Annotated in this window: 5 protein-coding genes and 3 pseudogenes; 7 read left to right on the top strand and 1 reads right to left on the bottom strand. The window is 37.9% G+C overall.

Annotated features, from left to right (window positions below; translation table 11 throughout):
* Positions 1-175 precede the first annotated feature (175 nt).
* The 6 genes and pseudogenes from JCM17102_RS32615 (at position 176) to JCM17102_RS30885 (ending at position 10,556) form a co-directional block, all read left to right on the top strand.
* Positions 176-379, top strand: coding sequence for a hypothetical protein (locus JCM17102_RS32615; RefSeq protein ID WP_025074768.1), 204 nt, complete (start codon positions 176-178; stop codon positions 377-379).
* A 310-nt stretch (positions 380-689) separates the two neighbouring features.
* Positions 690-965 (top strand): annotated as a pseudogene (locus JCM17102_RS32610) (alpha-2-macroglobulin family protein); the annotation flags it as partial.
* Positions 966-1,530: 565 nt separating this feature from the next.
* Positions 1,531-7,169: pseudogene (locus JCM17102_RS26760) on the top strand (alpha-2-macroglobulin family protein).
* A 247-nt stretch (positions 7,170-7,416) separates the two neighbouring features.
* Complete coding sequence (locus tag JCM17102_RS08260) at positions 7,417-8,484, top strand: DUF1573 domain-containing protein (protein WP_025074765.1); 1,068 nt, start codon at positions 7,417-7,419, stop codon at positions 8,482-8,484.
* Between the two features lie 11 nt (positions 8,485-8,495).
* Positions 8,496-9,589, top strand: a pseudogene (meaB, locus tag JCM17102_RS26755) (methylmalonyl Co-A mutase-associated GTPase MeaB).
* Between the two features lie 55 nt (positions 9,590-9,644).
* Entirely contained in the window at positions 9,645-10,556 is a 912-nt protein-coding gene (locus JCM17102_RS30885) for a hypothetical protein (RefSeq protein ID WP_025074764.1), read from the top strand.
* A 267-nt stretch (positions 10,557-10,823) separates the two neighbouring features.
* Here JCM17102_RS30885 and JCM17102_RS08245 read toward each other — a convergent pair whose 3' ends face one another.
* A complete protein-coding gene (locus tag JCM17102_RS08245) occupies positions 10,824-11,741 on the bottom strand; it encodes a DMT family transporter (protein WP_025074763.1) in 918 nt (305 codons plus the stop codon).
* A gap of 94 nt (positions 11,742-11,835) precedes the next feature.
* Between JCM17102_RS08245 and JCM17102_RS08240 the strand changes: the two genes are divergently transcribed.
* A complete protein-coding gene (locus JCM17102_RS08240; RefSeq protein WP_025074762.1) occupies positions 11,836-12,693 on the top strand; it encodes an AAA family ATPase in 858 nt (285 codons plus the stop codon).
* Positions 12,694-12,714 lie beyond the last annotated feature (21 nt).

Below are 12,714 nucleotides of genomic sequence, written 5' to 3'. Positions count from 1 at the left end.
CTCTAGGAGAGCCTTACTTCAATGATTATTTTAACTAAAAAGCTTAATTTTCTGAATTTAATTTCTTTTCTTTGTTAATCTAGAGTATGACATTTATTAAAACTCTGAAAGCACAATTTATGAAGCTGAGAGTCTGATAAGTATCCCATGTGTACGCATAGACTTATAAGAAATTGTGGAAACAGGTGGAGCAAGCAGAAGAGAAAAGTTTGCCCGAAACTGTGGTAAAGCTGACGGATGTAATCTATCGGAAGGGAGAGAGAAAGAAAAGAATTCTCCGCAAATGCTAAAAACCTATATGTGGCAGATGAAATATCGTGACATAATTGTTCCTGATAGCTTTTATGTTGGTTTACAAGGTCTGGAGCAGTGGGCTTAACAGACAACTAAACCTATAGACCGCGCCATTTTACATTCTTTGATTGCAGGAATCTATGCGGATTATGTAGACAAAAATCAGAGACAGCGTCGTGATCGGGAAGAGATTGTTGGAGAAGTTCCAACAGATATGCGCGGATAGACTGGTAGGATTGGCTTTGCACCCTTATCTTGCAAAACTAAATAAACTGATTGAGGATTATAAATCATTCGATGTTTGTGCCGAAATATATGTGACAGAAGTAGAATATTTAATAGAAAAGAATCAAATGGCGATGGCTATGCAACTTTGCGATGAAGCTATTCAGTTGTATCTGCAACTTCGTACCAATGAACGAGGAGAAGTTGTATTTTCTTTCACAATGCCCGAAAGCTTGACGTGTTGAAACTTCCGAGGGTATGCTCATACCAAAATGATATTGGGCACATTGGATAGTGTGGCTACAACGAGCAAAGAATTTATGCTCATTCCGAACCTCCCGCGTTTTGTACGTGTGGGAGACAAGGCTTCCATTGCTGCTTCAATCTCTAATATGACAGGTAAGGTTCAATCGGGAACAGTGAGTATGATTCTTTTTGATCCTGTAATAATAGTGTAGTTTTGTCGAGACTGAAGGAGTTGCAAATGTATGGCAGGAGTTTATTGCTTCACTGAAAGAACATCTTGTGTGAGTCGTGAAGGTATATATGAAATGGGTTTAGCTATCATACAGTGTGCTTATGCACCGGAATATGTATCTCGTTCTGCTTCAACAATAGTGGAAGTATCAAAACGGCAAATATGAACACATTATTTTACTGCTGACTTGAGAACTTTCGTTTCTAGAAGGGAGCTTAGGAAAATAAAAAATAAAAAAAGTAGAAGCTGTTTATGGAATTAGTGTAAATTCTGCATCTATATAATAACACTAATAAAAAAGTGATATTAATAAAATAGATATAGAAGCTATGAAAATAAGATTATCCAAAGCAATTGTAGGTTTACAGTCTATGTTAATTGCCTTTTTGAGAAAATGCGAATCTCATAATGATGGACAGAATTATTATATTCAGGGAGGATAACACACTATTTATGATTTAGACTGAAAAGTATAAGTCTTTGAATATAATTATTTGAGGTAAAGTGATTATTGGATTAAAAATGAAGAAGTTATGAATATAAAACAGATGGGTGTAATCATGCTGTTATGTCTGGCAAATATTCCGGGTATACAAGCACAATCTTTCAATAATTTATGGAAACAGGTGGATCAAGCGGAGAAGAACAGTTTGCCTGAAACTGTGGTAAAGCTAACAGACGAGATTTACCGGAAAGGAGTGAAAGAAAAGAATTCTCCTCAAATGCTGAAAGCTTATATATGGCGGATGAAGTATCGCGAAACAATTACTCCAGATAGTTTTTATGTAAACTTAAAGGGACTGGAACAATGGGTGAAACAAACAGTGGTGCCTATGGATCGTGCCATTTTACATTCATTGCTTGCCGAAATATATGCAAATTATGCAGTTAAAAACAGTTGGACACTTTGGAGACGTAGTGAGATTCTGGAAGAAGTTCCTGATGATATACAGGAGTGGACAGAAAATATATTTGTAGATAAAGTACGAATGCATGCCTGTGAAGCGGTGGCAGATTCTGTATTGTTACTAGAAACATCTTCCCGTACGTATCTTCCTTTTGTAGAATTGGGCGAAACGAGTGAGTATTATCATCATGATATGTATCATTTACTGGTTTCCCGTAGTATTGAAGCCTTAAGGAAAATGAATGATTCTAATTTCGATCGAAGTAGAAATGTAAAGCCGGATATTGCTGAACTTTATAATAATATGCTTTCTACTTATCAAAGGAAAGATGATAAGGAAGGTTATGTATTAGTTTCTTTAAATTGTTTGAAGTGGCAGGATGAAATAAAGTCTGACAAGGATTCGTTGATCAGTCTCCCTCAGAATTTTTATGTAGCAGAGTTAGATAAACTGTTGGAAGATTATAAATCTTTAGAAATATGCGCAGAAGTGTATCGGGCAAAAGCTGAGTATGCTCTTTCGAATGGGCGGCGAGTTGCAGCTTTACAGATTTGTGACGATGCTATTCGTCTGTATCCCGATTATTTTAGAATCAATGTTTTAAAGAATATTCGGAGAAATATTTTAACCCCCACATTAACAGTGGACATTGGTCGTTCTGCATTTCCTGGTGAAAAGATGGAGATAAGAGTAAATCACAATAATTTGGATGGATTTACTATTCAACTTTATCAGTCAAAGAATTTGGTATCGGAACAACACTGTTCATTGATCCGTTCAAAAGAATATGAGTCGAAAGATACAGTTCTTACCTATCATGCTCCGGAAGAGGTGGGAGCGTATACCATGCGAATCGTTCCTGATGATTTTACAGAGAAAATTAGTGAAAAAGAGTTTGCCGTAACTCGTTTCAAAGTACTCACTTGTTCTTTGCCACAGCACCAATTAGGAGTTCTTACCTTGGATGCTCAAACAGGACATCCTATTTCGAATGCACGAGTTGCATTTTATTCAAGTAATAATCAGGTACAGATTTTCAACACAGGGAAGATGGAAAGATCGTAGTCCCTTGGAGATCTGCATATAGGGAACTGATAGCTATAAAAGGTAATGATAAGGCTATGCCGAGACAGTTTATTCCCGCAGGAGGAATCGGCCGTTTTACTAATGAAGAAGTCAAAGAAAATGTGATTCTACTAACAGACAGAGCTTTGTATCGTCCCGGACAAACGGTGTATGTGAAAGGAATAGCTTACAAACAGGAGTTGGATTCGGCTCATGTGATTTCGAATAAAGAATATACAATTACTTTAATCAGTGCAAATGCTCAGGAAGTGGGAAAGAAAACATTACGTACCAATGAATATGGTTCATTCACTACCACTTTTACACTACCTTCTATTTGTTTGAATGGCAGGTTCATACTGAAAGTACCTAACGGAGAAGTGGATATTCACGTAGAGGATTATAAACGTCCTACATTTGATATTACTTTTGAAAAACAACAAGGGAGTTATCAATTGGGAGATGAAGTATTGGTGAAAGGAAAGGTACAAGCTTTTAGCGGTATTCTGTTGCAGAATCTTCCTGTTAAATATAAAATAATGCGGTTGGATTATAATCTTTGGCATTTTACGGATGTTGTACAAATGGCTTCCGGTGAAGTAGTGGCAAATGATAAGGGAGAATTTACTATACCGGTACGTTTGGAGGAGAATAAACGTTATGAAAATGATGATAAAAGATATTATCATTATAAAATAGAGACTACTGTTACAAATGCTTCGGGTGAAACGCAAATGTCTACTCACATTATAGCCGCAGGAAATCGTTCGCTGAATTTACAGGCAGTATGTGAAGAAAGAGCCTGTAAGGATGATTCTGTAGAGGTAATGTTCAGGGTACAAAATCTGAATATGCAGCCAATAGAGATGGAAGGTACCTATCGCTTATTCCGTAGCAAAGATAAATTGATGAAGGAGTTGGAAGAAGTGGCGGCTGTTACCGGAACATTTATATCCAATAAAGCCATGAAGTTTGATTGGAGAAATCTTCCTTCTGGGGCGTATGTGTTGAAGATGTCGGGTAAAGATAGTCAGGATAAAGAAGTAACTGTAGATACAGGTATTGTTCTTTTTTCTGCAGATGATAGACGTCCGCCTGTTGAGACTCCGTCTTGGTTCTATGAGAGTAATGTCAAGTTTGATGCAATGCATCCGGCAGTATTCTATTTCGGTACATCAGAAAAAAATGCTCATGTAATGATAAATATATTCAACGAAACAGAGTCATTGGAGAGCAGAATCCTGAATTTGTCCGATTCGATTGTCCGTTTCGAGTATCCTTATCAAACGAGTTATGGAGATGGTATTACTGTAAATATCTGTATGGTAAAAGATGGGAAGATATATCAGGAACAAGCGCGGTTGGAGAAGCGGATACCTCAGAAGAAGTTGTCGATGAAATGGGAAGTGTTTCGTGATAAACTGAGCCCTGGTCAGAAAGAAGAGTGGAAATTGACGATTAAGACTCCGCAAGGACAACCAGCTAATGCGGAAATGTTGGCAACCATGTATGATGCCTCTTTGGATAAGATATGGAGCAATCAACCTATGTATTTCTTGCCTTATATGCGGAGAATTCCATCTATTAGGTGGAGAGGAGGGGAAATACTAAATAATAGGTTTGATTATTGGTATAATAGCTTTTTCAAGACTCCTATGCTGAAATATGATCACTTTATGGTGCAACCATCTGCTTCTGTGGAAGAATCATTTGAAGGTTCTTCAACTGAATTTAAGATTAGAGGTAGTGCAGCACGGAAGAAAATAACTGTAACCGGAGCAATAACAAATGTAGACGTTGCTCAACTCAAATTGTCTGCATCATATGATGCCCTTGCCGGTTGTTCCCCAGGAGTGATAGAAACATATATTGAACCCACGACCAGTGTTCGTACCAACCTTTCCGAAACTGCGTTCTTCTATCCACAGTTACGTACCAACGAGCGGGGAGAAATTTCTTTCTCATTCACAATGCCCGAAAGCTTGACGCGCTGGAATTTCCGCGGTTATTCTCATACAAAGAATATGATGTTAGGTACGTTGGATGGCGAAGCTACTACGAGCAAAGAGTTTATGCTGACTCCTAATCTTCCTCGTTTTGTACGTGTGGGAGACAAAACTTCCATCGCAGCTTCTCTCTCTAACATGACAGGTAAGAAGCAATCGGGAACTGTAAGTATGATTCTTTTTGATCCGATGACAGATAAAGTGATAAATATTCAGAAACAGGACTTTGCTATAGAAGCAGGAAAGGCAATTGGGGTAAATTTCTTGTTTACTGTAAGTGGTGAGTATGAAGTAGTAGGTTGTCGTATAGTGGCAGATAGCGGAACATTCAGTGATGGCGAACAACAATTGCTTCCGATATTAACCGACAGAGAACATTTGGTTGAGACTCTTCCAATACCCGTTCGTGGTGAAGAAACACGTACTTTCTCACTGGATAGTTTATTTAATCATCAAAGTGAAACAGTTACCGATCGAAGATTAACGATTGAATTTACCGGTAATCCGTCTTGGTGTGCTGTTCAGGCATTACCGTCACTGGCACTTCCAACGGATGATAATGCTATTTCTTGGTCTATTGCATACTATGCGAATACATTGGCTGCATACATCATGAAGAACCAGCCTCGCATAAAAGCAGTATTTGATAGTTGGAAACAGCAGAAAGGGACCAAAGAATCCTTCTTAAGTAACTTGCAAAAGAATCAGGGAGTGAAAGACATTCTTCTTTCTGAATCTCCCTGGGTACTCGAAGCTCAGACAGAAGAACAACAAAAAGAGCGGATAGCGACTTTGTTCGATTTAAATAATATTCTTAGTAATAACTCTGCTGCTTTGACAAGGTTACAGAAATTGCAAGACTCCAATGGTGCTTGGCCATGGTATAAGGGAATGAGTGCTAGTCGTTTCGTTACTACCTTTATATTAGGATTGAATGCTCGTTTAGCTATGCTGACTGGTGAGAAACCTGCCGGTATTGCTTTGAAAATGCAACGGACTGCTTTTAATTATCTCCATCAGTCTATTTTGGAAGAGTATAAGCAACATCTCAAGGCTCAAAAAGAGGATATGAAATCTATAGGTGTTTCAGGAAGTATCTTAGACTATTTGTATTTGATTGCTATTACGGGAGAAGAAGTTCCTGCTGATAATAAGGCCGCTTATGATTATTATATGTCTAAGGTCGGTGAAATGCTTTCGTCTTCTTCTATGGATGCTAGAGCTATTGCTGCCATCATATTGACCAAAGCCGGCCGAGCGGAGGAAGCTCAAAAATTTATAGCTTCTCTAAAAGAACATCTGACAAAGACAGATGAACAGGGAATGTTCTTTGCTTTCCATGAGAATCCTTACACCTGGGGTAACATGAAATTGCAGACACATATCGATGTGATGGAAGCATTGGAACTTGTTGGTGGTAACGATGCAATCGTGGAAGAGATGAAACTTTGGCTGTTGAAACAAAAACAAACCCAGCAATGGAATTCTCCTTTAGCCAGTGCCGATGCTATTTATGCTTTATTGATGAGAGGAAGTACTCTTCTCGATAATCAAGGAGATGTGCGAATTACAATAGCTGACGAAACTTTGGAAACAACCTCTCCGAGTAAAACGACTGTTCCCGGATTAGGATATATGAAACGTTCGTTTACTCAGAAGGATGTAGTTGAAGCTCGTTCCATTAAAGTAGAAAAGAAAAATCCGGGTATAGCTTGGGGAGCCGTTTATGCTGAGTATGAATCATCGATTCGTGATGTAAAACAGCAGGGGGGAGCATTGAATGTACAGAAACTATTATATGTGGAACGTATGGTCAATAATGTAGCTCAGTTACAGCCTATCACTGAAAAGACAGTTCTTCGGGTAGGGGATAAGGTTGTTTCGCGTTTGAGTATTCGTGTAGACCGCTCGATGGATTTTGTACAGTTGAAAGATCAGCGTGGTGCTTGTTTCGAACCGATTGCTAATACCTCTGGTTATCGTTGGGATAGTGGATTGGGTTATTATGTCGATGTTAAAGATGCTTCTACCAACTTCTTTTTTGATCATCTGGGTAAAGGAACCTATATGTTGGAGTATAGTTACTATGTTTCTCGTGAAGGGACCTATGAAACAGGATTGGCTACTTTGCAATGTGCGTATGCACCGGAGTATGCTTCATATTCTGTTTCGATGCCGGTGACTGTGGAATAAAATTATCCTAAAGAACAACAAACAATTTGAGATAATTCTTTTTGAAAGATGAAGTATAAATAAACACAGATATCTGCAAAAAACTTTGCAGATATCTGTGTTTATTTATGTTTTATGGGAAAACAAGAATAGAATGTGGCTATTATCTCCTTTGAAAGGGACAGATGATCTCGTTAATATTCCTTTCAATCCGTTCATTATCTCATCTAAAACCCCTACATTTGTGCATCAAAATAAAAAGTATTATATGAAACGTCGTTTACTATCTATATTTTCTTTGTTTACTATTGCATTGGCGGCTATCGCCCAACCCCGTATCTCTTCTAATAAAGAGATTCATAACTTTGGACAGATTGAATGGAAGAGTCCAGTAACAGTAGAATATATCATCACTAATACAGGCAATGAGCCTTTGGTACTGACTAATGTCACTACCTCTTGCGCTTGTTCGGTTGCCGATTGGACAAAAGAACCCATTGCACCTGGAGCAAAAGGAACAGTAAAAGCTTCTTTTGATGCAAAGGCATTGGGGCATTTTGAAAAGTCGGTAGGAATTTATAGTAATGCCGACCCTCATCTAGTCTATTTGAAATTTGCAGGTGAAGTAGTAAAAGAAGTAAAAGACTTTACCAAGACTCATCCTTTTAAGATCGGGGATATTCGCATTGATAAAGATGAAATAGCTTTCTCAGATTTATATCGTGGAGAAAAACCGACACTCACCATAGGAGTTGTTAATTTATCGGATCGTCCTTATGAGCCGATATTAATGCACTTACCACCTTATCTGAAAATGGAGAAGGAACCTAATGTTTTGTTGAAGGGTAAGAAAGGTATAATTAAATTGACACTGGATACAGAGCTTCTGCAAGACTTTGGGCTCACACAATCTTCTGTATATCTTTCTCGTTTTGCGGGTGATAAAGTCAGTGAAGACAATGAAATTCCTGTTTCAGCGGTTTTACTTCCTAACTTTTCTAATATGACTGCTCAGGATTCATTAAATGCTCCTGTTATTCATCTTTCTGAGACGAACATTGATCTCAGTGAAGTGTTATTAAAAAAGAAGAAGGTAAGTCGCAATATTGTAATCACTAATACCGGAAAAACTCCGTTAGTCATCAGCAAATTGCAAGTATTCAATTCTTCTGTAGGAGTAAGCCTGAAAAAGACGGTTGTTCAACCAGGGGCGACAACCAAGTTGAAAGTAACCATTCATAAACGGGATGTGGGTAATAAGAAGCATCATTTGCGTATCCTGATGATAACAAATGATCCATTACGCCCGAAAGTTGAAATAAATATCAAACGTTAATAATCACTGCTATGGAACATCCGGAAAATAGTGAAGAATATAAAGGATTGGTTGTCAATAAAGGTATCGAACAACCTTCATCTGTGAATCCCTATTTGAAGCGTAAACCGAAAAAACGCCAGCTTTCGGTAGCAGAGTTTGTAGAAGGAATCGTAAAAGGCGATGTCACTATTCTGAGTCAGGCTGTGACATTGGTAGAAAGTGTGAAGCCTGAACATCAGGCGGTTGCACAGGAAGTAATTGAAAAGTGTTTACCTTATTCTGGAAATTCTATTCGTGTAGGTATCAGTGGCGTCCCTGGAGCAGGTAAAAGTACTTCGATTGATGTATTCGGATTACATGTATTAGAAAAAGGAGGAAAGCTAGCTGTTTTGGCTATCGACCCGAGTAGTGAGCGTAGTAAAGGTAGTATTCTGGGTGATAAGACTCGTATGGAACAACTTTCTGTGCATCCTAAATCTTTTATTCGTCCTAGTCCATCGGCTGGTTCTTTGGGAGGAGTTGCACGTAAAACTCGTGAGACGATTATTCTTTGCGAAGCTGCCGGATTTGATAAGATTTTCGTAGAAACAGTTGGAGTGGGACAAAGTGAAACTGCTGTTCACTCAATGGTGGATTTCTTTTTGTTAATCCAGTTGGCTGGTACAGGAGATGAACTACAAGGTATCAAACGCGGTATAATGGAGATGGCGGATGGTATTGTTATTAATAAGGCGGATGGTGATAACCTTGAGAGAGCAAAATTGGCTGCCACTCAATTCCGTAATGCCTTACATCTTTTCCCTGCTCCTGATTCCGGATGGACTCCACAAGTAATGACTTATTCCGGATTCTATAATATAGGTATAAAGGAAATCTGGGACATGATTGATCAATACATCGCCTTTGTAAAAGACAATGGTTATTTTGAATATCGTCGTAATGAACAGAGTAAGTATTGGATGTATGAAAGTATCAATGAACAACTACGTGACAGTTCTATCATAATTCGAAGATTGAAACGATGCTTCAGGAAAGAGAACAACAAGTGCTAGGTGGTAGTTTGACTTCATTTGTAGCAGCTAAAAGTTTGTTGGATACATATTTTGCAGAATTGAAGAAATAAAAAGCGATCGAGATACTTTCAGAGAGAGTAATCATTAACTCTTAATATTATGGTTATGAAATTAAAATTTGTCAATCTGGCATTAGTACTATGTACCATTCTTTTCTTTTCTTGTGGCAATCAGAAAAAGAATATATCTACGAGATCTGCGGATAATCAGGAAGATACAGTGTGGATAAGCATGGTGCCGACAGATACTATTGTTGAAAAGGATGCAATTAATTTAATTAAGGAATTTTACAAGGTGTGTCTGGCTGAATATCCTTCTAGATCATTGGAATCAGTTAATATTAAATTGACCAAAGGACTTATTGAGAAACTTGATAGGGTAAGGACAGCAACAGGTTGTGATCCAATTATACGTGCGCAAGATGTTAGTGACGATGTCCTTGAGACGTTAACCGTAAAACATTTGAATGGTAATTGGTATATGGTTAGCTATACGTGGGGGAAAGGCAGTGAATTTGAAAGCATGCAAAATATTCCTTTGAGAGTGGCTAAAATTGATGGACAATATATGATTGATTATATCACTCCGATATGGAATGGTAGTCTTTATGGAGACAGTTTATTATGTGACAATCCGGTGATACCGGCAATTAATACATCTGAGCCTCTCTCATTCCTGAAAACTTTTTATGATGCCTACACATTGAAATATTGTAGTATGCCGGAGGGATTGACAAGCCAACTTGCATCTTTACGTACTGAATACCTTACACCAAATGCTTTGAAACAGTTTGATGAGGTTGAGAAGAAAAAGTTTCTGGAAGATAATGGGCATGGATATGATTTATTGATTCTTGATTTCGATTTTGATAATTTGTCACGTCCTTCTATTAAGATTACTCCAATAAATGAAGATACCTATCAAGTAAGTTTTGCGGAGAATAAAACTTTAAAAATTAAAGTGGTTAAGAAAGGACAAGAGTATCGTATTGATAGTATAACCAGAGATAAAGAATAAAAAAGTGTTTCATGCGTTTGAAACTATTGGTTTCTCTATTTGAAACTAAAAGTTTCACACCGAGAAACGAATAGTTTCACTCTATGAAACAGATTTTAGCTATATAGATTGACAATACAGAGTGTGACGGATATTTTTTTCGTCACACTGCCATCACACTTTCCGTCACGTTGCTAATCATTAATATTTAGATAGTTAAGATCAATTAGTGATGGTGACGGATTTTTTATGGAAAAAACTTATAGAGAGAGCTGAGAATTGTAAACTTTACAATTCTTTTCCTGCTTTTTCGAAATCTGCCCTTGACTTGCTCTGTGTTACAATATATACTCCTAAGAACACAAGTGCTATTGCAATCCCTTTCTGCCATCCGAAACTTCCAATTCCCATAATAATTGCAGCGATAGTGGCCACAATCGGTTGCATATAATTATACATACTCACTACTGTAGGACGGAGTAACTTTTGAGCAGTCATAATGCAGAGATAAGCAAGGAAACTACCCCCCAATACCACATAGAGCACTTGCAGGATGGCAATAGTAGAAATAGTAGCCCATTGGATCGTAGAAATATCATAGTATGAAAAAGGAATGTAACATATAGAAGCATAGATGAACATCCATTTGTTAATTGTCACAGCCGAATATTGCTGACTCAATCCTTTAAATACAGTCAGATAAATAGAGAAACTGATCTGTGCAACCAAGCAAAGCAAATCACCAATAATACTTCCTCCACCATTACTTGCAGCCTGACTGCTCATTATAAGAATAAGTGCTCCCATTGCTCCCACGAAAATTCCCAGAACTTTCTTATTGGTGATTGGTTCTTTCAGATAAATAGCAGCTACAATCATAGTAACGATCGGCAAAGTAGTAGTAACAATAGAAGCATCGATAGGTGATGTTAGCGAAAGCCCGAAAATAAATACTCCCTGGTTGAACACCAAAGCGAATAAAGAAGCAAAGAATATTTTCAGCATGTCACGATGACTCACGTGTTCCTGCTTACAAAATATAGAAAGTATCCAGAATGCAACTGCTGCACCAACCATACGGAAAGTAGTTACAGAAATGGGCGAAAACTCCTGTAGAGCTGATTTACCGATAGGAGACATCAATCCCCACATAACGTTTGCCGTGAGTGCGAAAAGGTGTCCTTGCAGGTTCTTGCTATTGATCATAACTTCTAATTGTTACCTTTATTGAAAACTACTACAAAGGTAACCAATTTATCGTTTGATTTGTTTATATTTGCCTTGATTAAAGTGGAATATTATGGAACAACAAGCCAATTATATCCGTCGTATAGAAATACAAGGTCTTTGGGATAGATTTGATATAGCCTGGGATCTGCGACCCGATGTGAACATCCTCTCCGGTATCAACGGAGTAGGGAAGACGACGATTCTCAATCGTTCAGTAGATTATCTGGATCAGCTTTCCGGAGAGATAAAAAGTGACGGAAAGAACGGAGTACATCTGTTTTTTGATAATCCAGAAGCAACATATATCCCTTATGATGTAATCCGCAGTTACGACCGCCCGCTCATAATGGGAGATTTTACTGCACGAATGGCAGATAAGAATGTGAAATCCGAATTGGATTGGCAACTTTATTTATTACAGCGCCGTTATCTTGATTACCAAGTCAATATAGGTAATAAAATGATTGAACTCCTCTCCAGTGAAAATGAAGAACAACGCCGGAAGGCAGCCACTTTATCTGTTGCAAAACGCCGTTTCCAGGATATGATTGATGACCTTTTCAGTTACACCCGTAAAAAGATAGATCGTAAACGGAATGATATCGCTTTTTATCAGGATGGAGAATTATTATTTCCTTATAAACTCTCTTCTGGAGAAAAGCAGATGTTGGTAATCTTATTGACAGTACTTGTGCAAAATGGTAGTCACTGTGTACTGTTTATGGATGAACCGGAAGCCTCGTTACATATTGAGTGGCAACAAAAATTAATTTCAATGATTCGTGAACTGAATCCTAATGTGCAGATTATTCTGACAACTCATTCACCTGCTGTTGTGATGGAAGGATGGTTGGATGCTGTAACGGAAGTAAGTGACATCGCTGAACTGTCAGTTCCGATGTCACCTTTACATAAGGAAAAGGGATAAAATAATCTCTTCTGAATAGAA

It is taken from the genome of Bacteroides faecichinchillae JCM 17102, from assembly GCF_000614145.1.
Classification (GTDB): domain Bacteria; phylum Bacteroidota; class Bacteroidia; order Bacteroidales; family Bacteroidaceae; genus Bacteroides; species Bacteroides faecichinchillae.
This window is presented reverse-complemented; position numbering and strand designations above follow the sequence as displayed.

Bases quoted from the DNA above. Each gene is read 5' to 3' on its own strand.
- JCM17102_RS08260 (WP_025074765.1), top strand. From the start codon at position 7,417: ATGAAACGTCGTTTACTATCTATATTTTCTTTGTTTACTATTGCATTG.
- JCM17102_RS30885 (WP_025074764.1), top strand. From the start codon at position 9,645: ATGAAATTAAAATTTGTCAATCTGGCATTAGTACTATGTACCATTCTT.
- JCM17102_RS08245 (WP_025074763.1), bottom strand. From the start codon at position 11,741: ATGATCAATAGCAAGAACCTGCAAGGACACCTTTTCGCACTCACGGCA.
- JCM17102_RS08240 (WP_025074762.1), top strand. From the start codon at position 11,836: ATGGAACAACAAGCCAATTATATCCGTCGTATAGAAATACAAGGTCTT.